General features: G+C 62.3%; 23 protein-coding genes. 5 read left to right on the top strand and 18 right to left on the bottom strand.

What is annotated here, in order from left to right; translation table 11 throughout:
• Positions 1–127: 127 nt before the first annotated feature.
• Together HX866_RS22930 and HX866_RS22925 are read right to left on the bottom strand one after the other, a co-directional pair.
• Positions 128–856, bottom strand: a complete 729-nt coding sequence (locus tag HX866_RS22930; protein WP_177094807.1) for an amidotransferase — start codon at positions 854–856, stop codon at positions 128–130.
• Between the two features lie 375 nt (positions 857–1,231).
• Positions 1,232–1,378, bottom strand: coding sequence for a hypothetical protein (locus tag HX866_RS22925; RefSeq protein WP_177094384.1), 147 nt, complete (start codon positions 1,376–1,378; stop codon positions 1,232–1,234).
• 100 nt (positions 1,379–1,478) lie between these two features.
• On the opposite strand from HX866_RS22925, the gene HX866_RS22920 reads away from it, so the two are divergent.
• Both HX866_RS22920 and HX866_RS22915 read left to right on the top strand, forming a co-directional pair.
• Positions 1,479–1,943: a rhodanese-like domain-containing protein gene (locus HX866_RS22920; RefSeq protein ID WP_177094805.1), complete on the top strand. Its 465-nt coding sequence runs from the start codon at positions 1,479–1,481 to the stop codon at positions 1,941–1,943.
• Positions 1,940–2,740 carry a cytochrome c gene (locus HX866_RS22915; RefSeq protein WP_177094803.1) on the top strand — a complete coding sequence of 267 codons (801 nt, stop codon included), beginning with the start codon at positions 1,940–1,942 and terminating at the stop codon, positions 2,738–2,740. The genes HX866_RS22920 and HX866_RS22915 overlap by 4 nt, the downstream gene beginning before the upstream one ends.
• 10 nt (positions 2,741–2,750) lie before the next feature.
• On the opposite strand, the gene HX866_RS22910 is transcribed toward HX866_RS22915, so the two are convergent.
• The 14 genes from HX866_RS22910 to HX866_RS22845 form a co-directional block, all read right to left on the bottom strand.
• Positions 2,751–3,563, bottom strand: coding sequence for a transglutaminase family protein (locus HX866_RS22910; RefSeq protein WP_177094801.1), 813 nt, complete (start codon positions 3,561–3,563; stop codon positions 2,751–2,753).
• Positions 3,560–4,510, bottom strand: a complete 951-nt coding sequence (locus tag HX866_RS22905) for an alpha-E domain-containing protein (RefSeq protein WP_177094799.1) — start codon at positions 4,508–4,510, stop codon at positions 3,560–3,562. Before HX866_RS22905 ends, HX866_RS22910 begins: the two co-directional genes overlap by 4 nt.
• A gap of 11 nt (positions 4,511–4,521) precedes the next feature.
• Positions 4,522–5,931, bottom strand: coding sequence for a circularly permuted type 2 ATP-grasp protein (locus HX866_RS22900; protein ID WP_177094797.1), 1,410 nt, complete (start codon positions 5,929–5,931; stop codon positions 4,522–4,524).
• Positions 5,932–6,210: 279 nt separating this feature from the next.
• Positions 6,211–6,549, bottom strand: coding sequence for a ribonuclease E inhibitor RraB (locus tag HX866_RS22895; RefSeq protein WP_100940701.1), 339 nt, complete (start codon positions 6,547–6,549; stop codon positions 6,211–6,213).
• 200 nt (positions 6,550–6,749) lie between these two features.
• Positions 6,750–6,986 carry a hypothetical protein gene (locus HX866_RS22890; RefSeq protein WP_256261577.1) on the bottom strand — a complete coding sequence of 79 codons (237 nt, stop codon included), beginning with the start codon at positions 6,984–6,986 and terminating at the stop codon, positions 6,750–6,752.
• Between the two features lie 112 nt (positions 6,987–7,098).
• Positions 7,099–7,704, bottom strand: coding sequence for an START domain-containing protein (locus tag HX866_RS22885; protein ID WP_177094793.1), 606 nt, complete (start codon positions 7,702–7,704; stop codon positions 7,099–7,101).
• Positions 7,705–7,747: 43 nt separating this feature from the next.
• Complete coding sequence (locus HX866_RS22880; RefSeq protein WP_177094791.1) at positions 7,748–8,002, bottom strand: YkgJ family cysteine cluster protein; 255 nt, start codon at positions 8,000–8,002, stop codon at positions 7,748–7,750.
• Between the two features lie 149 nt (positions 8,003–8,151).
• Positions 8,152–8,670 (bottom strand): hypothetical protein, encoded by a 519-nt coding sequence (locus HX866_RS22875; RefSeq protein ID WP_177094789.1) that lies wholly within the window; start codon positions 8,668–8,670, stop codon positions 8,152–8,154.
• A 105-nt stretch (positions 8,671–8,775) separates the two neighbouring features.
• Entirely contained in the window at positions 8,776–10,218 is a 1,443-nt protein-coding gene (locus HX866_RS22870; RefSeq protein ID WP_177094787.1) for an aminotransferase-like domain-containing protein, read from the bottom strand.
• A 208-nt stretch (positions 10,219–10,426) separates the two neighbouring features.
• A complete protein-coding gene (locus tag HX866_RS22865) occupies positions 10,427–11,242 on the bottom strand; it encodes an OmpA family protein (protein ID WP_177140459.1) in 816 nt (271 codons plus the stop codon).
• On the bottom strand, positions 11,239–11,595 hold the full coding sequence (locus HX866_RS22860; protein ID WP_177094783.1) for a DUF4398 domain-containing protein: 357 nt from the start codon (positions 11,593–11,595) through the stop codon (positions 11,239–11,241). The genes HX866_RS22865 and HX866_RS22860 overlap by 4 nt, the downstream gene beginning before the upstream one ends.
• Positions 11,596–11,606: 11 nt before the next feature.
• Positions 11,607–12,428 carry a substrate-binding periplasmic protein gene (locus HX866_RS22855; protein ID WP_177140458.1) on the bottom strand — a complete coding sequence of 274 codons (822 nt, stop codon included), beginning with the start codon at positions 12,426–12,428 and terminating at the stop codon, positions 11,607–11,609.
• Positions 12,429–12,526: 98 nt separating this feature from the next.
• Complete coding sequence (locus HX866_RS22850; RefSeq protein ID WP_177094779.1) at positions 12,527–13,456, bottom strand: electron transfer flavoprotein subunit alpha/FixB family protein; 930 nt, start codon at positions 13,454–13,456, stop codon at positions 12,527–12,529.
• 2 nt (positions 13,457–13,458) lie between these two features.
• Entirely contained in the window at positions 13,459–14,208 is a 750-nt protein-coding gene (locus tag HX866_RS22845; protein WP_177094777.1) for an electron transfer flavoprotein subunit beta/FixA family protein, read from the bottom strand.
• 541 nt (positions 14,209–14,749) lie between these two features.
• Here HX866_RS22845 and HX866_RS22840 point away from each other — a divergent pair.
• Positions 14,750–16,414 carry an electron transfer flavoprotein-ubiquinone oxidoreductase gene (locus HX866_RS22840; RefSeq protein ID WP_177094775.1) on the top strand — a complete coding sequence of 555 codons (1,665 nt, stop codon included), beginning with the start codon at positions 14,750–14,752 and terminating at the stop codon, positions 16,412–16,414.
• Positions 16,415–16,477: 63 nt separating this feature from the next.
• Here HX866_RS22840 and nirD read toward each other — a convergent pair whose 3' ends face one another.
• The gene (gene nirD, locus HX866_RS22835) at positions 16,478–16,849 is read right to left on the bottom strand and encodes a nitrite reductase small subunit NirD (RefSeq protein ID WP_177140457.1); all 372 of its coding nucleotides are present in this window, start codon (positions 16,847–16,849) and stop codon (positions 16,478–16,480) included.
• Positions 16,849–19,410, bottom strand: coding sequence for a nitrite reductase large subunit NirB (nirB, locus tag HX866_RS22830; RefSeq protein ID WP_177140456.1), 2,562 nt, complete (start codon positions 19,408–19,410; stop codon positions 16,849–16,851). Before nirB ends, nirD begins: the two co-directional genes overlap by 1 nt.
• 855 nt (positions 19,411–20,265) lie before the next feature.
• On the opposite strand from nirB, the gene HX866_RS22825 reads away from it, so the two are divergent.
• Positions 20,266–24,411, top strand: a complete 4,146-nt coding sequence (locus HX866_RS22825; RefSeq protein WP_177140542.1) for a sulfite reductase subunit alpha — start codon at positions 20,266–20,268, stop codon at positions 24,409–24,411.
• An 87-nt stretch (positions 24,412–24,498) separates the two neighbouring features.
• Positions 24,499–25,692, top strand: a complete 1,194-nt coding sequence (locus tag HX866_RS22820; RefSeq protein ID WP_177140455.1) for a CmpA/NrtA family ABC transporter substrate-binding protein — start codon at positions 24,499–24,501, stop codon at positions 25,690–25,692.
• Positions 25,693–25,699 lie beyond the last annotated feature (7 nt).

The following is a 25,699-nucleotide window of genomic DNA, read 5'->3' as shown; positions in this document are numbered from 1 at the left end:
TCGGCAACACGATATTTTTGTGGTGAGACACGGTCCTGTGGGAGCCGGCTTGCCGGCGACTCAGACGGCGCGGTATCTCTGCTATACCGCGTTATCGTTCATCGCCAGCAAGCCGGCTCCTACAAGGTCACGCCGATGCAGTCTCTGGCTTATGCGCGACGAAACGCATCATCCATTCAGCCACCGTGGTGCCGTGGTGCTCGTGCACCAGGCTGGCCACGCCACTGGAATAGATCTGCTCGCCGAGAAATTCCTGGCGAATATCCAGCAGCGCCCGGGAGTAATCGTGGATGAATTCCGGATGCCCCTGGAAGCACAGCACCTGATCGTTGATGTGGTAGGCCGCAAAAGGGCAGAAATCGCTGGAGGCGATCACTGTGGCGTTTGCCGGCAATGCGGTGACCTGGTCCTGGTGGCTGATCAGCAAGGTCAGCTCTTCGCGCACCGGGCTCATCCATGGCGCCTTGGCGGCCATCTTGTATTGATGGATGCCCACGCCCCAGCCCTGGGTCGCCCGCTCGGTCTTGCCACCCAGCAGCAGCGCCAGCAACTGATGGCCAAAGCAGATGCCCAGCAGCTTGTCGCCGCGTTCGTAGCGGTTGAGCAGGTAAGCCTTGAGGGTCTGGATCCACGGATCGCTGCCGAAGGAGTCCGCCTTGCTGCCGGTCACCAGGTACGCGTCAAAGCTCAGCTCGTCACTCGGGTAGGTACCCTGCATCACATTAAAGACGCTGAACTGCGCCGCGATCGGTTGACGGGAAAAGAGGCGCTCGAACATCTGCCCATAGCCCTGATATTGATCGACCAGTTCTGGGCGCAGGACATCGGTTTCCAAAATGCAGATGCGTAACGACATAAAAGTACCTGACACAAAAGACAAGAAGTGAAACCCGAGCCTGCCTTGAAACCCTCGCTCAAGGCAAGTACAGAACGCGCTGCCGAAAGCTCCGGTTCAGCTTGGCGGCACACTGGCAAACCAACGGCTGAACGGCCCTGATCAGCACACTCGGACGAACGGTAGTCTGCTAAGGGATGGCCGTGTTTCACCTTTGCAGGTGTCTAGCAAAAGGCCCGCTAGGCGGTTGGCAATATGCCTCATGCCTTTTTGAAAATATTTCCTGGTTAGTTGATACGAAATGGTTCTAAGTCAAGTGAGACGCGGGCTCTAAGGTTAAGCCTGTAGCGATGGCCGTCGGGTTTTGCCGAGGCACCGTCTGCATCAGCATTGTTGTCAGTAGTCGTCGTCAGGAATAACAACAAAAGGCAGTCCGCCATGTTCAAACATTCGAAAATCCGTCAAGCCGGTCTCATCGTCATCGCCACCACGCTGCTGTTGATCTTGCCGAACCTCACCAAAGTGATCGGCTAGGCGCTCCATGGCGTGTTTCCAGGCAACTGTGCCGCAACCTTCATGGGTTCACTACCGAAGTGCGGTTTTGTGTGCCAATCTTGAGCTATGACTCGAGGGAGGGAGACTCATGCGCCACTGGATCGTCATTACCGGGTTACTCATCAGCTCTTGCGCCCAGGCGGGCATCATCGATGTGAATCGCGCGGTGGACGAAATCCGTGACGGTGCGCTGATCCTCGATTTGCGTAATAACGCCGATTTTGCCGCCGGCAATGTGCACAACTCGCTGCAAGTGGACCTGACACTGGAGGACGGCACCGGCAGTAACGCCGAGGGCCTGGCCTACCAGTTGCGCCAGGTGGTGCTCGACCCCAGCGCCGTAGTCGTGATCTACAGCGACACCAACCAACACGCCCTCGACGCCGAAGACACGCTGATCAAGCATGGCTACCTCGGCATCGTCAACGGCGGTAACTACGATGAATTGCGCGACGCGATCTTCGACCATGTCGAGGACACCCCTGGCTGGGTCTTCGAAGACGACAACGCAACCGCCGACGAAGCCGCCCCATCAGGTCCTCCCGCCGAATGAAACCACTGATACTGTTCACCGCCCTGCTGTTCTGCCCGACCCTTTACGCTGCGCAGCTGGAACTGCCCCAGGGCACCGGCAGCCGGACCTGGCAAACCGAGGAGCTGCTGGGCCAGGCCCAGACCATCACGATCAAGGATGATGTCTCCTACAAGCGCGACATGAGCTATCGCGCCGTGCCGATGGCGACATTACTCCAAGGCATCAAGGCCGACGATCACCTGCAAGCGGTGGCACTGGATGGATTTGCCGCCGAGATGAGTGCCGGCCCACTGTTGAGTCGCCAAGGCGCGCAGGCCTGGCTGGCGGTGGAGGACCCGAGCAAGCCCTGGCCGCCACTGGCTGACGGCAAACCCAGTGCCGGACCGTTTTACCTGGTCTGGACCGACCCGCAGGCAGGCCATATCAGCCCTGAGCAATGGCCTTATCAGATGGCGAGCATCAAGCGCCTGGCAACGGTGGCCGAACGTTTCCCCGCCCTGCGCCCGGACCCGAAATTGGCGGCGAATGATCCGGTGAACAAAGGCTTCGCGCTGTTTCAGAAAAACTGCATGGCCTGCCACCGACTCAACGGTGCCGGGGATGCCCAGGTCGGACCGGACCTGAACGTGCCCTACAACCCCACCGAATATTTCGCCGCAGGTTATCTCAAGCGCTATATCCGTGATCCGCAGAGCCTGCGGCACTGGCCGCAGGCGAAGATGCCAGCGTTCGCCCCGGCGGTACTGCCGGATAGCGAACTGGATCAACTGCTGGCGTACTTGAAGCACATGGCCAAACGCAAGCAGCCGATCTAGGGCGTCAGCGTTATTGCTGCTGCACCGACAGGATCGGCAAGACCGGCGCCGGCGACACCAGCACCTTGGCGTGCATCTGCTCACAACCGCCGCCCCGGCGCATGCCCCGTACCGGACAGGCGTCGAGGTAGTCCAGGCCCACCGCCAGCTTCAGATGGCGCTCCGGACGGGACAGCTGATTGGTCACATCGAAGCTGTACCAGGCGTCATCCAGCCAGGCTTCGGCCCAGGCATGGCTGGCCAGGTGCTCGCTGTTCTCGCTGTACAGATACCCTGACACATAACGCGCTGGAATCCCCAGGCTGCGGGCGCAGGCCAGGAACGCATGGGTATGGTCCTGGCACACCCCGGCGCGCCGGGCAAAGGCCTGGGCGGCGCTGGTGTCGACTTCGGTGGCACCCGGCGTGTAGGCCATATGCTGGTTAAGCGCCTGCATCAGGTCGATCAACGCACTGCGATCGCGCCGCTTGCGGCATTGCTTGTCGGCAAAACCGCGCAGGGCATCGTCCGGCTCGGTCAGGCGGGTCATGCGCAGGAACGGCAAGGCCGACTGGCTCTCGTGCTCGGCCTCGCGCTGTTCGTCGATGTCGACCTGGCCCCGGGCGCCGATGATGATGGCCTCATGGGGCTCGTCCAGGGTCAACACGTGCAGGATATTGCCAAACGGATCGAGCTGCGCCCGCACCGGACGCGGCAGGGTCAGTTGCCAGCTGAGCACGTGCTGGCGCTCGCTGTCGTGGGGAGTCAGACGCAAATACTGGATGCTCGCCCGCACCTGATCCTCATAGTGATAGGTGGTCTCGTGGCTAATGGAAAGTCTCATGCAGCCTCCAGGTAGGAACTGTGTATGGCGTTGCCCAGTTCGGCAACCAGCGGAATGAACTCGGTCAGCCAGGTGTGCAGGCCTTCGTCGAGGATTTCATCGATACCGGTGTAGCGCAGTCGCGCGTCCATCTCGGCGGCCAATCGCTGGGCCGGCCGGCCATTGATACCGGGCAGGCTGGCAAGGATCTGGTCGATTTCTTCGGTGCAGGCACGCAACGAGCGTGGCACGTCGGCACGTAACAACAGCAGTTCGGCAACCTGCCGCGCGCCCGGGGCATCACGGTAGATCTCGGTGTAGGCCTCGAACGACGACAGCGCCCGCAACAATGCACTCCACTGGTAGTAGGCGTGGGCCGTACCGTCGCTGACCGCGTCGGCCTGGTCGCCAGCCATGTCGTAGCGGGCATCCAGCAGGCGCAAGGTGTTGTCGGCCCTTTCGATAAAGGTCCCCAGGCGAATAAAACGAAACGCATCGTTACGCATGATGGTGCCGTAGGACGCGCCACGAAACAGGTGGGAACGCTCCTTGATCCACTCGCAGAAACGACTCATGCCATAACGCCCCAGGCCCTGGTCGGCAATGCCGCGAATCTCCAACCAGGTGGCGTTGATGTTTTCCCACATGTCCGCGGTAATCCGCCCACGCACCGCATGGGCACTGGCCCGTGCCGCCCGCAGGCAACTGAAGATGCTCGCCGGGTTGGCCGCGTCCAGGGCGAAGAAATGCAGCAGCCGGTCGGCATGCAGCTCGCCATGGCGCTCCAGGTAATCGTCCAGGGTGCCGGTGATCAACAGCGGCATGGCCATTTCATGCAGACCGTCGCCGCGACCGTCCTGGGGCATCAACGACAGCGAATAACTGACGTCGAGCATCCGCGCGAGATTTTCCACGCGCTCCAGATAACGCGACATCCAATACAAATCCGAGGCAGTTCTACTTAGCATGTCAGTCTTCCTTAATCCTCGACCACCCAGGTGTCCTTGGTGCCGCCGCCCTGGGACGAGTTCACCACCAGGGAGCCTTCGCGCAGTGCGACGCGGGTCAGCCCGCCCGGCACGACACGGGTCTCACGACCGGAGAGGACAAATGGGCGCAGATCGATATGGCGCGGAGCGATGCCGCTCTCGACAAAGGTCGGGCAGGTCGACAAGGACAACGTCGGCTGGGCGATATAGGCATGGGGCTTGGCCTTGAGCCGGGCGCGGAAATTCTCGATTTCCGCGGCGCTCGCCGCCGGCCCCACCAGCATGCCGTAGCCGCCCGAGCCCTGGGTTTCCTTGACCACCAATTCAGGTAGATGCGCCAGCACGTGGGAGAGTTCCTCGGGCTTGCGACACTGCCAGGTCGGCACGTTCTTCAGAATCGGCTCTTCGTCCAGGTAAAAACGGATCATGTCGGTGACGAATGGGTACACCGACTTGTCGTCCGCCACCCCAGTGCCGATGGCGTTTGCCAGGACCACATTGCCGGACCGGTAGGACGACAAGAGGCCAGGCACGCCGAGCATCGAGTCGGGGTTGAACGCCAAAGGATCGAGGAAAGCGTCGTCGAGGCGGCGATAGATCACATCCACCTGTTTCGGGCCGTCGGTGGTGCGCATGAAGACCTTGTCGTCACGCACGAACAGGTCGGCGCCTTCCACCAGTTCCACACCCATTTCCCGAGCCAGGAACGCATGCTCGAAGAAGGCACTGTTGAAGCGCCCGGGCGTCAGTACCACCACGCTCGGGTTGTCCAGCGGGCTGGAGCTTTTCAGCGTGTCGAGCAACAGGTTGGGGTAATGGTCGATCGGGGCGATGCGCTGGGCGGCGAACAGTTCAGGAAACAGTCGCATCATCATCTTGCGGTCTTCGAGCATGTAGCTCACGCCGCTGGGAGTGCGCAGGTTGTCTTCCAGGACGTAGTAGCTGCCGTCGCCATCACGGACCAGATCGACCCCGGAAATATGCGAGTAGATATCGCGGTGCAGGTTCAGGCCCTGCATGGCCAACTGGTACTGCTCGTTGGCCAGGACCTGTTCGGCGGGAATGATCCCGGCCTTGATGATTCGTTGTTCATGGTAGAGGTCGGCGAGAAACATGTTCAGCGCCTTGACCCGCTGGATGCAGCCGCGTTCCACGACGCGCCATTCACTGGCGGGAATACTGCGGGGAATGGTGTCGAACGGAATCAGGCGTTCGGTGCCCTGATCGTCGCCATAGAGGGTGAAGGTAATCCCGGCGCGATGAAACAGCAGATCGGCCTCACGTCGCCGTTGCGCCAACAACTCCTCGGGAGTATCGGCCAGCCAACGAGCAAATTCCCGGTAATGCGGGCGAACCTGGCCGCCTGCATCGTACATCTCGTCAAAATAGGTGCGGATCATGCCGTGCTCCTTGTCACCCGGTCACAAGAGCCTTCGCAAGGCTCGTGCCATCGGCATAAACGCTTAAATATCAAAGAGTTGGATAATCATCCAACCTGCGCCGCACCATAGATGTGCAGTAAACGCCCCAATGCGATCAGCCGCGCCTCATTGCGAAGCAGGCCTGACCTATCTCCAGCATAGTCAGAGTTCTATCGGCTGCCCGAGTGGCCCTTTTTTGTGCGCGTATGCGAAAACGGCCGACCCTGGGGTCAGCCGCTGCTGCTGGAAAGAAGTCGCTCAATTAAGCGCCCGTACCGGGTGCTTGACGCCCCAGCCTTCGATGGTGCCGCCCAGGGGCTCGACCACCGCCCCGAAGTTCTGCTCGAAGTCACCGATGCCGCCATAGGTGGCGTACATCACCTTGCTCAGCTCCAGATACCAGGCACCGTCGTCGCGGACACTGACCTGGGCATTCAAGGATTCACCGCGAAATTTACCTGCCGCCCTGCGCGCCCGCTCCTCGTCCGGGAAAACGGCATAGAACTCGATGGGATGGATGCGTGCGAAATCAAAACCGCCTTCTTTCATGCGGCGCAGCACGTTGCTGCTGATGTCTTCTTGATAGGCTGTGCTCATGAAACGTCCTCCTCAGCAAGCGTTGGATAGACTTTCCGTACTCCCGAACCAGGCACCGAACAGCGCTGGCGTTACAACAATCGGGAAACAAGCATGTAGCTGACAAGACCAGACCTATAGCGAATCACTCGCTGATCTCCCTTGCAGAGTAGCGCGATGACATCGCCTCTGCCAGGGGGGGCGCAGAGGAAAAAATCCGTTCAGGGTGAGGGCGTGATACTGAGGATCTGGATGCTATTCTGATCCTTCAGGCTTTTGACCGTCGGCTCCGGCGTACGGCCGTCCAGGTCATTGAGATCCAGCGCGGCGGGCACCGGCAACAGCTTGGCGCGAATCAATCGCGCGGCCTGTTCCAGGTCCGGTTGGCTGGCACATTCGAAGTGCTCCGTGTCCCGCACGCCATGATCGTCGACGAAGGTAACTGCCCACTTGCTCATCGGTGCCTCCTCGATAAAGCCCATGAAGGGGCTTACAGCATCTGGACTGCGGGGAGCGGCGGATCGTTCAAACGACTTTGCACGACCCGCCCCTGACAGATTCACCTTCAGATCACTTCTCGGCGCGTTCCTTCAGGGCCTTGAGGGTATTGAACGGTGCCTCAACCACAAATTTGTTGGCCAGCCACGAAGGCACGCTGCCGCCCGGCTCGGTGTGCACCTGGTAGGTGACTTCGGTCATGCCGCCGTCCTTGGGCACCAGCTTCCAGAAGCCGTCCACCTGGGCAACACGGACATAGCCTTTCTCTTCCGGCAGGTAGGTCGGCACTTCCTTGAGCGTACGGGTCAGGCTGCCATCAGCGCCTGTCGTGGTGGTGATCTGCAGGATCGAGTCGCGATCGGTGACCGGGAACGGCGCCTTGAACTGGGTGTAGGTCCAGCTCAGGTCACCGTCCTTTTTCAGCAGCTTCTGGGTCTTGCACTCATGAATCCAGGCACAGGCGCCGGCCACGTCTTCCTGCAAGGCCTGGATCTTCGCCACCGGCGCCTTGATCAGGGTCACGCCCCGGTAGGCTTTGTAGTTGGAGTTGGCCACTTCACTCAGGGACACCTTGATGCCGTCCTGATCCTTGGCCGTTTCCCAGGTCTGCGCGTACGCGGTACCACTCAGCAGGACAGTCAAACCACACACAACAGCCATTCGATGCAGCGAACTCATTGTTTTATTCCTTATTGTTGAAGTTCCGGTCATTGAACACACCTCACGCCGCGGTCATTTGCTCCCACCAGCCGATCAGCCGAATCGCCTCTTCGCGGCTGTCACCACAGACCTCGGGATCAGCCTGGAACGCCCCGCACACAAGCGGCCGTTCAGGTTGGCCGAACAGACCGCACAGACCTTCGACCGAGAGTTGCACGCAACGTTCTCCCGCCGGCTTGCCGTTGGGCATACCCGGAATCGGCGTACTGATGGAAGGGGCGATGCAACAAGCGCCACAGCCCTCACGGCACTTCATGACGACACGCTCCTGATAAGGGAAAAGGTGTGTGGAAGACAGAGTAACCGCTAAAACGGCTGTTTAAAATTGGTCGCACAATTGTTTTTCACGGATAAGGTCCATGACCGGGCAGTCACCGACGAAGTGTCGTAAGGGTAGCCGCGATTTTACTGTTTGAATTCAAAATCCAGGGCCGCGCCGTCAACTTCCTTGCGGTTCTCGTTGCGCAACTGCAGATCCATTTCATTCTTGAGCAAACGCCCGTTGAGCTGGAAAGGCGTCTGGTCAGGCGTTTTCTCGAACAGCTGCGGTAACAACGGCCGGCTTTTCGACAACGGCACCGTGCCCACCGGCTCAAGGTGCTTGACCATGTCCTGGGGCAGGCTCAGATCCAGCTTGGCCGGTGGCAGCGTGGTTTTCAGCGCCTCGCTGGCCGGTACCGCCTTGGCGGCGATCGGCGCACGCCGTCTGGACTTGCCAGAGGCAGCCTTGTGGGTTGTTGCCCGCTTGGTCGGCAGCGGCTTTTTCTTCACCAGCTTGACAGTGGTGGCCGGGGCCCCGAGCGGTTTCTTCGCCGCCGTCGCCGGTACGCTTGTGTCCTGGGCCTGCGCCATCGCGGCAACACCCGCACCCATGCCTGTCAGTACGATCATCAACAGCAAACGAATGGAAAAAGTCGCTTTCATAGGCTCTACGACAAGGACGACAGAGGGCCCATATGCTCGCTTGTTGAGCGCCTCCTGACAAGCGGGTCGATCATCAAGACCGCCCCTGCCTGTCCCCCCGTGCCGTCACAGCAGTCCGGCCGCCGTCTCCTGGCACAGTTGGCTGGCCAGCATGCCGAGGGTCATCAACGCCCGCTCGGCCTCGCGATTCCAGGGAATCCCGCAGTTGAGCCGGATGCAGTGGTTGAACTGCTCGGTGTTACTGAAGATCAGCCCCGGGGCGATACTGATGCCTTGCTGCAGCGCCCGCACGTGCAACTCCTGGGTATTGACCCTGCCCGGCAGGCTCACCCACAGGATGAAACCGCCCGTGGGCCGGGTCATCTGCGTCCCCTCCGGGAAGAACTGCTGCACCGCCAGCTGGAAGGCACTGAGGTTCTTGCGATACTCCTGGCGGATATAACGCAGGTGCCGGTCGTAGCCGCCGTTCTCCAGGTAAGCCGCCACCGCCATCTGCGTCACGCTGCACGCCGAGTGGGTGCTGAAGGTCTGCAAGCGCTGGATTTCCTGCTGGAACTTTCCGGCGATCATCCAGCCGATCCGCACGCCGGGCGACAGGGTCTTGGAAAAGCTCGAGCAGTAGATCACCCGGTCCAGGCGGTCATAGGCCTTGAGGGCCTTGGTCCGACCGACTTCGAACATCAGCTCGCCATAGATATCGTCTTCGACGATCTGGATATCGAAGTCCGAGGCCAGGCGCAGCAACTGCTTCTGCCGCTCTTCCGGCATGGTACCGCCCAGGGGATTGCTCAGCCGGGTGGTCAACACCAGGGCCTTGATCGACCATTGGTTGGCCGCCAGTTGCAGGGCCTCCAGGCTCATGCCGATGGACGGGTCACTGGGAATCTCGATGACTTTCAGGCCCAGCAGGTCGGCCAGTTGCAGCAGCCCGTAATAGGTCGGCGACTCGGCGGCGATCAGGTCGCCCGGACGGGTCAGCACCCGCAGCGACATTTGCAGGGCATCCACGCAACCGTGGGTAATCACCACTTCCGAGGGATCGATCACCACCCCGGCATCGCGCATGCGAATCGCCACCTGGCGGCGCAACGGCTCGAAACCGGGACTGAACATGTAGCTGAACGCCCGCGGGCTGTGGAAGCGCGTGACCTTGGCCAATTGCTGGTGCAGGGCCCGCACCGGCAGATAATCCACCGACGGCACTGCCGCGCCGAAGGGAAACACACCTTCACGGCGGGACTCGACCAACACTTGCTGGATGATGCTGCTGCGGGTGACCAGCCCCGGCCGTTCGACCCGGGCGATGTCCGGCGTGGGTGCGGTCAGGGCCGGGGTCTGGTGAACGTAGTAGCCCGATTGCGGACGTGCGCGGATCAGCCCCTGGTCTTCCAGGTTGGCATAGGCCTGCAACACCGTGGCGTGGCTGACATTGAGCTGCGAGCTCATCTTGCGCACCGACGGCACGCGCTCACCCGGCTGATAGACGCCCCGCCGGATATCCTCGGCGAGCTGCTGCGCAATACGTTGGTAGAGCAATAGGTTGGTCATGAAGCAGCACTCGGTTTCAACGGCATTTTTATTCTTGGCGGCAACAATACCGGAACAGTTTCAAAGTGTACTGGCACAGTTTCTACAATAGTCGACAATACAGTGCCAAGAGAAGTAAAACTGTACGGGCACAGCAATCCGCCGATCTGCGGGCATAAAAAAACCCGGCGCCTCGCGGCTGCCGGGTTTTTCAACAGATGGTCCACCGTCAGCGCGCCGCGCCCAGCTGGCCCTTCTCGTCGGAAAAGACAATCTCGACCCGACGGTTCTGCGCGCGTCCGCGCTCGCTGGCATTGACGTCCACCGGGTACTGCTCACCATAACCCTCGACCTGGATGCGCTTCTCGTCGATCCCCAGGTCCACCAGCATATCGGCCACCGACTGCGCCCGTTCACGGGACAGCTTCAGGTTGCCGTCGGTTTCGCCGGTGTTGTCGGTATAACCCTCGATGCGCACGATGCGCCGCGGGTTGAGCTGGAGAAACTGCACCAGCTTGAGCACCGTGCGATTGGCCGAGTTCTTCAGCTCCGCCTCACCGGTGTCGAACAGCACATCACCGAGGGTCATCACCAGGCCGCGATCTTTCTGCAGACGGGTCAGGCTGGCGATCTGTTCCTCGACCCACTTGCCCTGCTGCTGCACGCTGAGCAACTTGCTTTCCCGCAAGGCCAGTTGCAGGCGCTGACGCTCCAGTTCCAGCTTGGCCGCGCGCTCCTGGTTCAGGGCGGTTTCGGTGTGCTCGCGGGCAATGTCGGCGTAGCGCTCGCTCAGGTAGGCGTAGTGCTCGACGTCTCCGGCGCTGCCCAGATAACCGGACAGGCGCTCGGCCCGGGCCAGGGACTCACCGGCGCGGATCACGTCCTTGGGCGCGTAACGCAGCACATTGGCGTCTTCCTTGACCTTCTGGAAACTCGCCGACGCCGCCTGCAAGGCCGCCTCGCTGTCGTTCTGGCCGGCGCAACCGTACAAGCCGACACAGGCCAGCAACAACACACCGCCTGCCCTTGCGCTCGAATAGATCATTGAGCCGTCTCCAGTTGCTTGTGCAGGCGCGTAATGCGGGTGTTGAGCAACGTGACCTGCTCCTGGCTCTTCTCGGTCAGCACCCGGGCTTCGGCCAGGCGCGCATCCAGCTCGGCCTGTTCAGATTTGCGCCGGGCACCGCGGTAAGCCTGTTCGGCCATATTGGCCTTGGCCCGACGGAACTTGTCCTCGGCCTCTTTCAGCTCCGGGACATCATTGGCGTTGGCCCCGACGGCATGGGCCTGCGCGATGGCGCGCTCGGTCAGGCGCATCTGCTCATTCGGCGCCGGGTCGTTGGCGCAGCCCGCCAGCGCCAGCACGGCCAAGGCCGCAAATAGAGGTCGAATACTCACAAAAAAAATCCCTACGGTTTTGAGGCGCTGACCGGCTGCAACTGCGCCTTCCAACGCTCCAGATTGCGCTGCAGCGCGGCTTCGGTCAGGCCGGAGGCGGGCAATTCTGTCATCTTTTTCGCCAACTGTCCGCGCAACCAGGGGTCATTGCAGGCCGAGTTGTGGGAAACGGCGAGAAACAGCCCCGGCTGGTCGACCGGTTGTGGATAAGCCTTGAGATCGTTGGCCATGCCCAGGGCTTCGCTCGTGACCATGCCGGCATAACGCCCGGCCAGCACGTAGTCGACCTCGCCCAGCAGCAGTTTGTGCAAGGCCGGGGTCAGGCTCGGCGTACGCTGGAGGGTCAGGCGCTCCTTGATGAAGGTGCTGAAAGGCTGGGTCATCCGGGCCTTTTCCGAGACGGCCCCGGGATGTCCGTGCAGGTCTTCGGCGCTGTTGTAGGCCAGCGGTGAATCCCTGCGGGTCCAGACCAGGAAATCGTTGTGCAGCAGCGCCGGATGGATGTAGTCCAGGGTGTCCAGTTCGTCGAGGGCGATGGGCGCATCCACCAGCAGGTCCATGCGCCCGCTGCGCACTTCGTCCTGGGCCTGGGCGCGTTTGCCGCCGTAGAGCACTTCGACCTTGAGGCCCAACTCCCCCGCCACCTGGCGCAGCAGGTCGGCGCTGGCGCCGATCAGGTGCGTCGGGTCCTGCGGATCGCGCCACAGGTACGGCGGCGCATCCGGGCTGCCGGTGACGATCAGACGCTCGCATTTGCCCAGTGCCAGGGCGTCGGGGGCCAATACGGGCAAGCCCAGCAGCAGCGACAGCGCAACGGCGCGAAGCCTGTCCATGAGGTAAATCTCCAATCCTGCAAAAGGCGTCCAGCTCATCATTTCGCAAAAAAAACCCGGCCAAAAGGCCGGGTTCTTTTATAAGCGAAGACGCTGGATCAGACCAGCTTCTCCAACTCAGGCACGGCTTCGAACAAGTCCGCCACCAGGCCGTAATCGGCCACCTGGAAGATCGGTGCTTCTTCGTCCTTGTTGATCGCAACGATCACCTTGGAGTCTTTCATACCGGCCAGGTGCTGGATCGCGCCGGAGATACCGACGGCGATGTACAGCTGTGGCGCAACGATCTTGCCGGTCTGGCCGACCTGCATGTCGTTGGGTACGAAACCTGCGTCGACGGCCGCGCGGGAAGCGCCGACTGCCGCGCCGAGCTTGTCGGCCAGGGCGTACAGGTGCTTGAAGTTGTCGCCGTTCTGCATGCCACGGCCGCCGGAAACGACGATCTTGGCAGCGGTCAGCTCAGGACGGTCGGACTTGGCCAGCTCTTCGCCGACGAACGACGATTTGCCTGCATCGTGAGCTGCGGCAACAGCTTCAACCGCAGCCGAACCACCATCAGCGGCAACCGGGTCGAAACCGGTGGAACGCACGGTGATGACCTTGACGGCCGCAGTCGATTGCACGGTGGCAATGGCGTTACCGGCATAGATCGGACGCTTGAAGGTGTCAGCGCTTTCCACCGAGATGATCTCGGAGATCTGGTCGACATCCAACTGCGCGGCAACCCGTGGCAGGATGTTTTTACCGTTGGAAGTAGCGGCAGCCAGGATGTGGCTGTAGCCCTTGCCCAGCTCGGCGACCAGCGGAGCAACGTTTTCCGGCAGTTGATGGGCGTAGGCGGCGTTGTCGGCCACCAGCACTTTCGACACACCAGCGATTTTCGCAGCGGCTTCAGCCACGGCACCAACGCCCTGGCCTGCAACCAGCACGTGCACGTCACCACCGATTTTCGCGGCGGCAGCCACGGTGTTCAGGGTGGCAGGTGCCACGGTTTTGTTATCGTGTTCGGCGATTACCAAGATAGTCATGATCAGATTACCTTCGCTTCGTTTTTCAGTTTCTCGACCAGTTCAGCCACCGACTTGACCTTGATGCCCGCGCTGCGAGCAGCCGGTGCTTCGACTTTCAGGGTCTTGTTGGTGGAGGCGGTGGAAACGCCCAAAGCATCCGGAGTCAGCGTTTCAAGCGGCTTCTTCTTGGCTTTCATGATGTTTGGCAGGGACGCATAACGCGGCTCGTTCAAACGCAGGTCAGTGGTGACGATGGCCGGCAGGCTCAACGATACGGTCTGCAGGCCGCCGTCGATTTCGCGGGTCACGGCAACCTTGTCGCCCGACACTTCGACTTTCGAAGCGAAGGTGCCTTGAGGGTAACCGCTCAGGGCCGCCAGCATCTGGCCGGTCTGGTTGTTGTCGCTGTCGATCGCCTGTTTGCCAAGGATCACCAGTTGTGGCTGTTCCTTGTCGACAACGGCTTTCAGCAGCTTGGCCACGGCCAGGGAGGTCAGCTCTTCAGCCGATTCAACCAGGATCGCGCGGTCGGCACCCAGGGCCAGCGCGGTGCGCAGTTGCTCCTGAGCGGTGGACGGGCCGACGGAGACGACGACGATTTCAGTCGCTACGCCTTTTTCCTTCAGGCGTACCGCTTCTTCCACGGCGATTTCACAGAACGGGTTCATCGACATCTTGACGTTGGCGAGGTCGACGCCGGAATTGTCCGCCTTGACGCGAACCTTGACGTTGTAATCGACAACGCGTTTGACAGCTACAAGAACCTTCATGGATTCCTCACTCTCCGGTGAAAAGAAAGTCGCCTAGGCGAACCTGGCGGTTGATGCTCATTGGCCCAGGAGGACCTCGAAAAACGCCGACACGCTGAAAAGCGTCTGCCTTTTCCCCCGATAACCACCGTTCGTCCGACGTGACTGTACAGTCACGGGTCGCCGGGACGTGTAAACTTCGCGCCGAATCGGCGTGTCGTATCACGTTCGGGTGCCTTAGCCCTGTCTTTAGACGTGCTCCTGAGACTCGCATTTAGCCTACGGCGAGCGCAAAACCGCCCGTATCTTGACCGGAACGCCCATTCCGGTCAATACGGCAAAATGGCCAGTCATAAGCCGCGCTTCTTTGATTTATCTAGCCTGCAGCGAATTCAAACAAACGTTTGTATTGGACGCTGGTAGTGGTGTAGATATAATGCGCCGCCTAGAGAGAAAGATGTCTCATCCGTGATCCTCCTCCCGACGTGGAGCAGGAATACTGGAGCGGGGCACCAAACCTCCAACAAATAGAAAAATGTGAGCCTTGAGTAGGAGAGAGTCTGTGGAACGCGAATACATGGAATTCGACGTGGTCATCGTCGGTGCCGGCCCCGCAGGCCTGTCCGCCGCTTGCCGGCTGAAACAGAAAGCGGCCGAAGCGGGTCAGGAAATCAGCGTCTGCGTCGTGGAGAAAGGTTCCGAGGTCGGTGCCCACATCCTTTCCGGCGCGGTGTTCGAACCACGTGCCCTGAACGAACTGTTCCCGGACTGGAAGGAGCTTGGCGCGCCGCTGAACACTCCAGTCAAGCGCGACGACATCTATGTCCTGCGCAGCAACGAGACCTCGACCAAGGTTCCCGACTTCTTTGTGCCCAAGACCATGCACAACGAAGGCAACTACATCATCTCCCTGGGCAACCTGTGCCGCTGGCTGGCCCAGCAGGCCGAGAACCTCGGTGTGGAAATCTACCCGGGCTTCGCCGCCCAGGAAGCCCTGTTCGACGAGAACGGCGTGGTTCGCGGGATCATCACCGGTGACCTCGGGGTCGACCGCGAAGGCCATCCGAAAGACGGCCTGTACACCCCGGGCATGGAACTGCGCGGCAAGTACACGCTGTTCGCCGAAGGCTGCCGTGGGCATATCGGCAAGCAACTGATTTCGCGTTTCAAGCTCGACAGCGATGCCGATGCCCAGCACTACGGCATCGGCCTGAAAGAAATCTGGGAAATCGATCCGGCCAAGCATGAGCCAGGCCTGGTGGTGCACACCGCCGGTTGGCCGCTGGACATCATGAGCGCCGAGAACACCGGTGGCTCCTTCCTCTATCACCTGGAAAACAACCAGGTGGTGGTGGGGCTGATCGTTGACCTGTCCTACAGCAACACCTTCCTGTCGCCGTTCGACGAGTTCCAGCGCCTCAAGCACCACCCAGTGCTCAAGCAGTACCTGGAAGGCGGCAAGCGCATCAGCTACGGCGCCCGGGCCATTTGCAAAGGCGGCCTGAACTCGCTGCCGAAGATGGTTTTCAACGGCGGCGCGCTGATCGGTTGCGACCTGGGCACCCTGAACTTCGCCAAGATCAAGGGCAGCCACACCGCAATGAAGTCCGGCATGCTCGCAGCCGAAGCCGTGGCCGAGAAGCTGCTGGCCGGTGCCGAAGGCGGCGACCAACTGAACAGCTATGTCGAGTCGTTCAAAGCGAGCTGGCTGTATGAAGAACTGTTCGCCAGCCGCAACTTCGGCCCGGCGATGCACAAGTTCGGTCCGATCGTCGGTGCCGGTTTCAACTGGCTCGACCAGAACATCTTCGGCGGCAAGCTGCCGTTCACCCTGCACGACACCAAGCCGGACTACGCCTGCCTGAAGCTGGCGGCCGACTGCCAGAAGATCAACTACCCGAAACCCGACGGCAAACTCAGCTTCGACAAGCTCAGCTCGGTATTCATCTCTGGTACCAACCACGAAGAAGAGCAGCCTTGCCACCTGAAGCTGAAAGACCCGAGCATCCCGATCGGCAAGAACCTGCCGCTCTATGATGAGCCGGCACAGCGTTACTGCCCGGCGGGCGTGTATGAAGTGGTGACCCAGGAAGACGGTGCGAAGCGTTTCCAGATCAACGCCCAGAACTGCGTGCACTGCAAGACCTGTGACATCAAGGACCCTGCGCAGAACATCACCTGGGTGACCCCGGAAGGCGCCGGCGGCCCGACTTACCCGAACATGTAAGTCTCACGTTGAACAAGAAAGGCCCCTTCGGGGGCCTTTTTTGTGGCTCGGAGAAAACCGCCCTCAATCCAGCCCCACCTCCACCTGATCGCCATTCAAACGCACCGGCCAGACCCGCAGGCGCTGTTCCGGGTACTCGATACAGACGCCATCCGCCAGACGGAAGTGCTGCTTATACAAGGGCGAGGCGATCACCAACTCGCCCTTCAGCGTCCCGACGATGCCACGTCCGATGACATTGGCCCCCGACTTCGGGTCGCAATTGTCGATGGCAAACACCTGCTCGCCGCCAGCGCCGAATGGCAGGTGGAACAGCGCCACCTGGGCACCCTCGTGCCAGGCGACCACGCCGGAATCGGCCACCAGGTCAGCACGGTTGCACAGGGTTCTCCATTCAATAGCGTTCTGCGGACGTTCCAGGGTCGTGCTGTTCATCAGTTCATCTCCTCGGCGAAAGGAATCAGGTGAAGTTCGTCGGCACGGGCCGGACGACGCTGGCCACGCTCCTCGACGAAACGGATGGCGGGGTCGCCGCCAGTGTCATTGACGAAGGTCCGGAAGCGCTTGAGCTTCTCCGGGTCCTGCAAGGCGTTGGCCCATTCGCACTGGTAACGCTCGACCAGCAGATTCATCTGCCCTTCCAACTCGTCGGCCAGTCCGAGGCTGTCGTCGATGATCACCGCCTTGAGATAGTCGAGGCCGCCTTCCAGGCTTTCACGCCAGACCGAGGTGCGCTGCAGGCGGTCGGCGGTGCGGATGTAGAACATCAGGAAACGGTCGATGTAGCGGATCAATGTCGCGTCATCGAGGTCGGTGGCGAAAAGCTCGGCATGCCGTGGACGCATGCCGCCGTTACCGGCGACATAGAGGTTCCAGCCCTTGTCGGTGGCGATCACACCGATGTCCTTGCTCTGCGCCTCGGCGCATTCGCGGGTGCAGCCGGAGACCGCAAGCTTGAACTTGTGCGGCGCACGCACGCCCTTGTAGCGGTTCTCCAGGAGCAGGGCCATGGCGACGCTATCCTGCACGCCATAACGGCACCAGGTGCTGCCGACGCAGGACTTCACCGTGCGCAACGATTTGCCGTAGCCGTGGCCGGTCTCGAAACCGGCGTCCACCAGCTCGCCCCAGATCTGCGGCAATTCGTGCAACTGGGCACCGAACAGGTCGATACGCTGGCCGCCGGTGATCTTGGTGTAGAGGTCGTATTTTTTCGCCACCGCACCGAGGGCGATCAGCTTGTCCGGGGTGATCTCACCGCCGGCAATGCGCGGGATGATCGAGTAGGTGCCGTTCTTCTGCATGTTGGCCATGAAGGTGTCATTGGTGTCCTGCAACGGCACCAGCGCCGGGTCCATGATCGGCTGGTTCCAGCATGAGGCGAGGATCGAGCCCACCGCCGGCTTGCAGATATCACAGCCGACATGGCCTTTGCCGTGGCGTGCCAGCAACGCGTCGAAGGACTCGATGCGCTCGACCCGGACAATGGCGTAAAGCTCCTGGCGGGTATGGGCGAAATGCTCGCACAGGCTCTTGTCCACCGCGACCCCACGAGCGCTCAACTCGTGCTCGAAAACCTGCTTGAGCAACGCGGCACACCCCCCGCACCCCGTCGCCGCGCGGGTACAGGCCTTGAGCTCGGAAAGTTCGCTGCAACCGCCGTCGATGGCCGAACAGATCGCGCCTTTGCTGACGTTATGGCAAGAACACACGGTGGCGGTCGCGGGCAAGGCATCGACCCCGAGGGCCGGCGCGCCCTCGCCCAAAGGCAGGATCAAACCGGCCGGGTCAGCCGGCAGGTCGATGCCGTTACTGACATATTGCAGCAAGGTGTCGTAATAACTGTTGTCCCCCACCAGCACCGCACCGAGGGCCCGCTTGCCGTCGGCGGACACCACCAGGCGTCGGTAACTGGCGTTGGCCTCGTCGATAAAACGGTAGCTGCGGGCTCCTGGCGTGGCGCCCTGGGCATCGCCAATGGAACCGACATCGACGCCGAGCAACTTGAGTTTGGTCGACATGTCCGCGCCCGTGAAGGGTTCGCTGTCTTCGCCACAGAGTTGCGTGGCAACCGCGCGAGCCATCTGATAGCCCGGCGCGACCAGGCCGAAGATCCCGCCGTTCCACGCCGCGCACTCGCCGATGGCGTAGATGTCCGGGTCACTGCTGGAGCACTGGCTGTCGATGGCCACCCCGCCACGGGGACCGAGCTCCAGGCCAGACTGCCTGGCCAGGGCATCCTGAGGACGGATACCGGCGGAAAACACGATCAGGTCGGCCTCAAGGAAATCCTCGCCGGCGAAATTCATCCGGTAGCGGTACTCGCTGCCGGCGCTGATCGACTGGGTGCCACGGGACAGATGCACACGGACACCCAGGGCCTCGATCTGGTCCTTGAGCGCCTGCCCGCCCTGCTCGTCCAACTGCACCGGCATCAGCCGCGGCGCGAACTCCACCACATGGGCTTCCAGCCCCAGGGACTTCAGCGCATTGGCCGCTTCCAGGCCCAGCAGGCCACCGCCGACCACCACGCCACGCCGGGCATTTCTGGACGCGGCGCGAATGCGGTCGAGATCCTCCAGGGTCCGATAGACCAGCCGTGAATCGCCCTCGGCGCCTTCGATCGGCGGGACAAAGGGAAAGGAGCCGGTCGCCAGCACCAGCTTGTCATAGGCCACACAGCCGCCAGCCGTGATCACCTCGCGGCGCACCCGGTCGATCTCCAGCACCGCGCGGCCCAGATGCAGGGTGACACCTGGAGTCTGGTACAGCGAGATATCGCCGAGGGCCAGGGCCTGGGCATCGCGGCCACTGAAGTATTCGGACAGATGCACGCGATCGTAGGCGCGTTGCGGCTCTTCGCTGAACACATGAATCTGATACTGCGCCAGGGCGCCGCGTTCGACCAATTGCTCGACACAGTGATGACCGACCATGCCGTTGCCGATCACCACCAGCGTTTGCAGGGTATTGGAGGTCGCTGAATAGCTGTTCATAGGAAGCATCCGTCAAAAGCCAATCCGGTTTTTCGAAGGCAAAAAAAAACGCCTGGAACCAAAAGGTTCCAGGCGCCTTTGCCTGTTCGTGCTGCCGGCCCGTGGGCCCGACGCAGTCATGTTTACCCGGGCCGGTTGAGGCCAAACGATCGCCGTTGATCGACGGGGCATCCCACTCGCGCCATCGCGGTGAGGTGCAAGGGGCTATGCACTGCTTGTGCCAGATTGACGTTATTGGGTTATCAGGAAGCTTGCCCCAATGCCTATTTGAAGCCATGCGAGGGCTTACCCTGTGGCGAGCGGGCTTGCCCGCGCTGGGGCGCGAAGCGGCCCTAAAACCAGCGATTAGGATGTATCAGGCAGAACGAGGCGCTTGGTTTTACGGCTGCTTCGCAGCCGAGCGCGGGCAAGCCCGCTCGCCACAAACCTTGGTCAGACTTGAGAGCGATATTGAGGCAAACCCGGTCAGGCAAGGCGGCAAACAGCTCACACAAAAGCACCAAAACAATGCAGTAACGCTCGACTTGCCCCATCGCGACGCCGGCTTTCATCTCCCGAAGCCCTGCCAGCTTCCCGGCCTTCCCCCCACGTCAAAGCCCCCGAGTCGGGCGCGCCGACCTTGTCTGTCCCGCTCCACCGACCACCCTTGAGGCTCCGCTCGCAACAGTTGGCGCGCGCATTGCTAGACCCTGCACAGGCCATCAACGTCGATGGCCGCGAATTTCACTCTTCAGGCAACAGTCACGACAAAGGCGCCGTGCCGCTCCCGTTGAAAAACGTGGAGCAGCAGGCGCTTTTTTCGTTTCCGCCGGACCCGGCTTTCAACCCCGAGGACGCTCCATGACCGATACCCAGGTGGCCAGCAACAACGTGCGCAGCGTCTGTCCGTATTGCGGCGTGGGTTGCGGTATCGTCATGCAGGTCGAGAACAACCTGATCGTCAAGGTCTCGGGCGACAAGCAACACCCGAGCAACTTCGGCCGCCTGTGCACCAAGGGCAGCACCTGCGGCCAGGCGGTGGCCGATTCCGGGCGCATGGAACACGCGTTCCTGCGCTCGCAACGCGACCGCGACCCGGCACGGGTGGGCATCGACCAGGCCATCAGCGCCACCGCCAGCCGTCTGCGGGCCATTATCGATACCCACGGCGCCGACGCGGTGGCGCTCTATGTCTCCGGGCAAATGTCCCTGGAAGCCCAATACCTGGCCAACAAACTGACCAAGGGTTTTATCCGCAGCCGTCATATCGAATCCAACTCGCGCCTGTGCATGGCCAGTGCCGGCAGCGGCTACAAACTGTCCCTGGGGGCCGACGGTCCACCGGGCTCCTATGAGGATTTCGAGCACAGCGATCTATTCCTGGTGATCGGCGCGAACATGGCCGACTGTCACCCGATCCTGTTTCTACGCCTGCTCGATCGGGTCAAGGCCGGGGCCAAGCTGATCGTCGTCGACCCCCGGCGCACCGGCACCGCCGACAAGGCCGATCTGTTCCTGCAGATCAAGCCAGGCACCGACCTCGCCCTGCTCAACGGCCTGCTGCACTTGCTGGTAAAAAACGGCCATAGCGACCGCGACTTCATCGCCACCTTCACCGAGGGCTGGGAAGTGATGCCCGACTTTCTTGAGGACTACCCCCCGGCGCGGGTCGCCGAACTGACCGGCCTGGCCGAGGCCGACCTGCACCAGGCCGCGCAGTGGATCGGCCAGGCCGCCAACTGGATGAGCTGCTGGACCATGGGTCTCAACCAGAGCGTCCAGGGCACCTGGCACACCAACGCCCTGTGCAACCTGCACCTGGCCACCGGCACCCTCTGCCGACCTGGCAGCGGACCGTTTTCCCTGACCGGCCAGCCCAACGCCATGGGCGGTCGCGAGATGGGTTACATGGGCCCCGGCTTGCCGGGCCAGCGCTCGGCGCTGGTGCCCGGCGACCGCGACTTCATCGAGCAGATGTGGCGACTGCCCCCCGGCAGCCTGCGGGCCGAAGCCGGCGAAGGCACGGTGGCCATGTTCGAAGCCATGCGCGCCGGCAGCATCAAGGCCTGCTGGATTATCTGCACCAACCCGGTGGCCAGCGTGCCCAACCGGCAGAACGTCATCGAGGCACTGCAAGCCGCCGAACTGGTGATCAGCCAGGACGCCTACCTGGACACCGAAACCAATCGCTACGCCGATATCCTCCTACCCGGCGCCCTGTGGGCCGAGGCGCAAGGCGTGATGATCAACTCCGAACGCAATCTCACCCTGATGCAGCAGGCCGTCCTGCCCCCGGGCGAAACCCTCCCCGACTGGCAGATCATCGCCCGGGTCGCCTGTGAAATGGGTTATGCCGAAGCCTTTACCTACGACAGCGCCGAGGCGGTGTTCGAGGAAATCAAGCAGGCCTGGAACCCCAAGACCGGCTATGACCTGCGCGGCGCCAGCTATGCCCGCCTACGCGAGCAACCGCTGCAATGGCCCTGCGCCGAGGTGCAAGGGGCCACGCGCAATCCGATCCGCTACCTCAACAACGGCCTCAGCCAGACACTGAAACGCGACCAGAACGGCCAGCAACCGACGATCGTCTTTCCGACCGAGAGCGGCAAGGCGCAGTTCTTGGCCCGGCCGCACCTGATGCCGGCGGAAATGCCCGACGAGGAATTCCCCCTGGTGCTCAATACCGGGCGGCTCCAGCACCAATGGCACACCCTGACGAAGACCGGCAAGGTGCCGACCCTGAACAAACTCAATCCCGGCCCCTTCGTGGAAATTCATCCCGACGACGCTGCGGGCCTAGGCATCAAGGAACGCGACCCGGTACAAATCCGCTCGCGGCGAGGTCGCGCGGTGCTGCCGGCGGTGATCAGCGACCGAGTCCGGCCGGGCAACTGTTTTGCGCCCTTTCACTGGAACGATGTGTTCGGCGATGACCTGGCGATCAACGCCGTCACCAGCGATGCCATCGACCCCCTGTCACTGCAGCCGGCCTTCAAGTTCTGCGCGGTAAACCTGCTGGCCCTGGCCCCAGAGCCCACCCGCCTGGTCCCCGAACTCGCGCGGGCCGGCGCCTCGACTGTCGCCCAGGAGGGCTTTTCCCCCATGCAGCTCAACACCTTCGCCCGCCTGCTCAACCTCGATGCCCCGGCGGAACTGAGCCTGGCCGCCGACGAGCGCCTGTACATGCAAGGCTACCTGCTGGGCTTGCGCAGCGCCGAGGCCAAGGCACCCGGTGTGCCTACCCTCCCCGCCAGCGCCCCCTTTGGCGCCGACAAGCGCTTGTTGCTGGATGGCCTGCTCGCCGGGTTGTTTTCCCGCACGGCGAGCACGGGGGATGCACCGCAAGCATCGCAGGCCGCCGCCACGGTCCAGGCGACAAACGCCGAATGGCTGGTGCTCTGGGCCTCGCAAACCGGTAACAGCGAAGAACTGGCCCAGGCCTGCGCCAAACGCCTGGACGCCGCCGGCCAACGCACGCGCCTGCGCGCCATGGACGAAGCCGGCCTTGACGACCTGCGCAGCGCCGGCAGCGTGTTGCTGGTCACCAGCACCTTTGGTGACGGCGACCCGCCGGACAATGCCGCGAGTTTCTGGCAAACCCTGCAAGGAGCCCAGGACCAGGCCCTGAGCCAAAGCCGCTACAGCGTGCTGGCCCTGGGCGACAGCAACTACGATCAGTTCTGCGGCTTCGGTCGCAAGCTCGACGAGCGCCTGAGTGAACTCGGTGCCGAACGCCTGCTGCCACGCCTGGAGTGCGAACAGGACACCCAGCAAGCCGTCGAATCCTGGCTCAATACGCTCTGTGTGGCACTCAGCGGCTCGTCCACGGCCCCCGCTGCGCTCGCGCCGGTGGCCGAGGTGGCACCCGCAATGCTGGCCGCCCCAGCCGCCGACACCGGCAGCCCCTACAGTCGCCATCACCCGTTACGCGCTCACCTGCTGCACAATCAGGTGCTCAACGCCCCCGGCGCGGAAAAGGAAACCCGCCACCTGGTGTTCGACCTCGACGACCAGGACTTCCCCTACCAGGCCGGCGATGCCCTCGGCGTCTGGCCGAGCAACTGCCCGGAGTCGGTCGAGCAACTGCTGGATATCCTGCAACTGGACGGCAGCAGCCTGGTCACGCTCAAGGACAAAGCGCCAATGACGCTGCGCGAGGCCCTGCTCGACCACCTGGACATCACCCGCATCACCCCGGAAATTTTGCGCCGGGTCTGCGGGCTCTGCGCCAGCCCCTGGCTCGATGAACTGCAGGAGGAAGCCAACCAGGCCCGGCTCAAGGACTGGCTCTGGGGCCGGCAACTGCTGGACCTGCTGCTGGAGTTCCCCATCAGCCTCGGCGCCCACCAACTGGTCAGCCTGCTCAAGCCTCTGCAGCCACGCCTGTACTCGATTTCTTCCAGTGCGAAAGTCACTCCGAGCCAGGTCCACCTGACGGTTTCCACGGTGCGCTACCGGCATGGCGAACAGCAGCGTGGCGGGGTCTGCTCGACCTTTCTCGCCGACCGCGCGGCCAGCATCGGCGCCCGTCTGTTTATCCAGCGCACCACGCACTTCCGGGTCCCGCAGGACCCGCGCACACCGTTGATCATGATCGGCCCCGGTACCGGCATCGCACCGTTTCGTGCCTTCCTGCAAGAGCGCCAGGCCCAGGGCGCCGAGGGCAAGAACTGGCTGTTCTTCGGCGAGCAGCGCGCCGCCAGCGATTTCTACTACCGCGAGGAACTCGACGCCTGGCTGCGCAGCGGGCATCTAAGTCGCCTGGACACCGCCTTCTCCCGTGACCAGACTGAAAAGATCTACGTGCAGCAGCGCATGCTCGAAGCCGGCGCGCAGTTCTGGAGCTGGCTGGAGCAAGGGGCCAGTGTCTATGTCTGTGGCGATGCCAGTCGCATGGCCAAGGACGTTGATGCCGCGCTGAAGAAAATCGTCCAGGTCCACGGCCGGATGAGCGGCGGCGCGGCGGGTCTGTATGTCAGCGCCATGAGCAAGGACCGGCGTTATCTGCGGGATGTCTACTAAGTGGCAGCGCCCTGACCGATGGCTATCGGCATAACTCTTGCTCCGCCTCGTGACAGGCGTCAGCCCTACAGCTTCAGGAATCACCCCATGAGCAACGACTTGGCAGTATCTCCATTAGCCTGGGTAGCAGGCAGCGATGCCCCGGAAAAACATGTGCTCAACCTCGGCTATATGCCCTTGAGCGACAGCGCCTCCCTGGTGGTCGCAGCCACCCAGGGCTTTGCCCAACCCTATGGCCTGACCCTCAATCTGCAACGGCAGAACTCCTGGGCCGGCCTGAGCGACAAACTGGTCAGCGGCGAACTGGATGCCGCCCATGGCCTGTACGGAATGATCTACGCCATCCAGCTGGGCATCAGCGGCGCACCGGCCACCGACATGGCGGTGCTGATGGGCCTGAACCAGAACGGCCAGAGCATCAACCTCTCGCAACCGCTCAAGAACGCCGGCGTCACCAGCGCCCAGGCCCTGCAACAACGGGCCTGGCCCGGCCGGGCCAAACTGACCTTCGCCCACACCTACCCCACCGGCACCCACGCCATGTGGTTGTATTACTGGCTCGCCAGCCAAGGCATCCACCCACTGCAAGACGTCAACAACGTGGTGGTACCGCCGCCACAGATGCTCGAACACCTGCAGGCCGGGCGTATCGACGGTTTCTGTGTCGGTGAGCCCTGGGCCGCCCATGCCATCGAACAAGGCCAGGGTTTTACCCTGGCCACCAGCCAGGCGATCTGGCCAGACCATCCGGAAAAGGTCCTGGCCTGCACCCGTGCCTTCGTCGAACAATACCCCAACACCGCCCAGGCCCTGGTGATGGCGATCCTGGAGGCCAGCCGCTTTATCGAAGAAAGCCAGGAGAACTGCCGCAGCACCGCGCAGTTGCTCAGCGGCAGCGACTACCTCGACGCACCGCTGGCGAGCATCGAGCCTCGCCTGCTCGGTCGCTACGACGACGGCCTCGGCCGCCACTGGCAAGATCCCCATGCCCTGACCTTCCATGACCGTGGCGCGGCCAACTATCCTTACCTCTCGGACGGCATGTGGTTCATGACCCAGTTCCGCCGCTGGGGCCTGTTGCGCGAAGCACCGGATTACCTGGGCGTGGCGCGCCAGGTCCAGCAGCTCGACCTCTACAGCCGCGCCGCGAGCGCGCTGGACATCCCCATGCCCAGCGCGGCGATGCGCAGCAGCCAACTGCTCGACGGCCAGGTCTGGGACGGTTCCGACCCCGAGACCTATGCCCGCGGCTTTGCCCTGCATGCCCTCAATGATCACTGACAGGAGC

The sequence above is a fragment of the Pseudomonas gingeri genome (genome assembly GCF_013386165.1).
Lineage (GTDB): Bacteria > Pseudomonadota > Gammaproteobacteria > Pseudomonadales > Pseudomonadaceae > Aquipseudomonas > Aquipseudomonas gingeri_C.
This window is presented reverse-complemented; position numbering and strand designations above follow the sequence as displayed.

Bases quoted from the DNA above. Each gene is read 5' to 3' on its own strand.
- HX866_RS22885 (WP_177094793.1), bottom strand. From the start codon at position 7,704: ATGAGTTCGCTGCATCGAATGGCTGTTGTGTGTGGTTTGACTGTCCTG.
- HX866_RS22850 (WP_177094779.1), bottom strand. From the start codon at position 13,456: ATGACTATCTTGGTAATCGCCGAACACGATAACAAAACCGTGGCACCT.
- HX866_RS22875 (WP_177094789.1), bottom strand. From the start codon at position 8,670: ATGAAAGCGACTTTTTCCATTCGTTTGCTGTTGATGATCGTACTGACA.
- HX866_RS22925 (WP_177094384.1), bottom strand. From the start codon at position 1,378: ATGGAGCGCCTAGCCGATCACTTTGGTGAGGTTCGGCAAGATCAACAG.
- HX866_RS22845 (WP_177094777.1), bottom strand. From the start codon at position 14,208: ATGAAGGTTCTTGTAGCTGTCAAACGCGTTGTCGATTACAACGTCAAG.
- HX866_RS22855 (WP_177140458.1), bottom strand. From the start codon at position 12,428: ATGGACAGGCTTCGCGCCGTTGCGCTGTCGCTGCTGCTGGGCTTGCCC.
- nirD (WP_177140457.1), bottom strand. From the start codon at position 16,849: ATGAACAGCACGACCCTGGAACGTCCGCAGAACGCTATTGAATGGAGA.
- HX866_RS22930 (WP_177094807.1), bottom strand. From the start codon at position 856: ATGTCGTTACGCATCTGCATTTTGGAAACCGATGTCCTGCGCCCAGAA.
- HX866_RS22890 (WP_256261577.1), bottom strand. From the start codon at position 6,986: ATGAGCAAGTGGGCAGTTACCTTCGTCGACGATCATGGCGTGCGGGAC.
- HX866_RS22920 (WP_177094805.1), top strand. From the start codon at position 1,479: ATGCGCCACTGGATCGTCATTACCGGGTTACTCATCAGCTCTTGCGCC.
- HX866_RS22910 (WP_177094801.1), bottom strand. From the start codon at position 3,563: ATGAGACTTTCCATTAGCCACGAGACCACCTATCACTATGAGGATCAG.
- HX866_RS22915 (WP_177094803.1), top strand. From the start codon at position 1,940: ATGAAACCACTGATACTGTTCACCGCCCTGCTGTTCTGCCCGACCCTT.
- HX866_RS22820 (WP_177140455.1), top strand. From the start codon at position 24,499: ATGAGCAACGACTTGGCAGTATCTCCATTAGCCTGGGTAGCAGGCAGC.
- HX866_RS22900 (WP_177094797.1), bottom strand. From the start codon at position 5,931: ATGATCCGCACCTATTTTGACGAGATGTACGATGCAGGCGGCCAGGTT.
- HX866_RS22905 (WP_177094799.1), bottom strand. From the start codon at position 4,510: ATGCTAAGTAGAACTGCCTCGGATTTGTATTGGATGTCGCGTTATCTG.
- HX866_RS22895 (WP_100940701.1), bottom strand. From the start codon at position 6,549: ATGAGCACAGCCTATCAAGAAGACATCAGCAGCAACGTGCTGCGCCGC.
- HX866_RS22870 (WP_177094787.1), bottom strand. From the start codon at position 10,218: ATGACCAACCTATTGCTCTACCAACGTATTGCGCAGCAGCTCGCCGAG.
- HX866_RS22865 (WP_177140459.1), bottom strand. From the start codon at position 11,242: ATGATCTATTCGAGCGCAAGGGCAGGCGGTGTGTTGTTGCTGGCCTGT.
- nirB (WP_177140456.1), bottom strand. From the start codon at position 19,410: ATGAACAGCTATTCAGCGACCTCCAATACCCTGCAAACGCTGGTGGTG.
- HX866_RS22880 (WP_177094791.1), bottom strand. From the start codon at position 8,002: ATGAAGTGCCGTGAGGGCTGTGGCGCTTGTTGCATCGCCCCTTCCATC.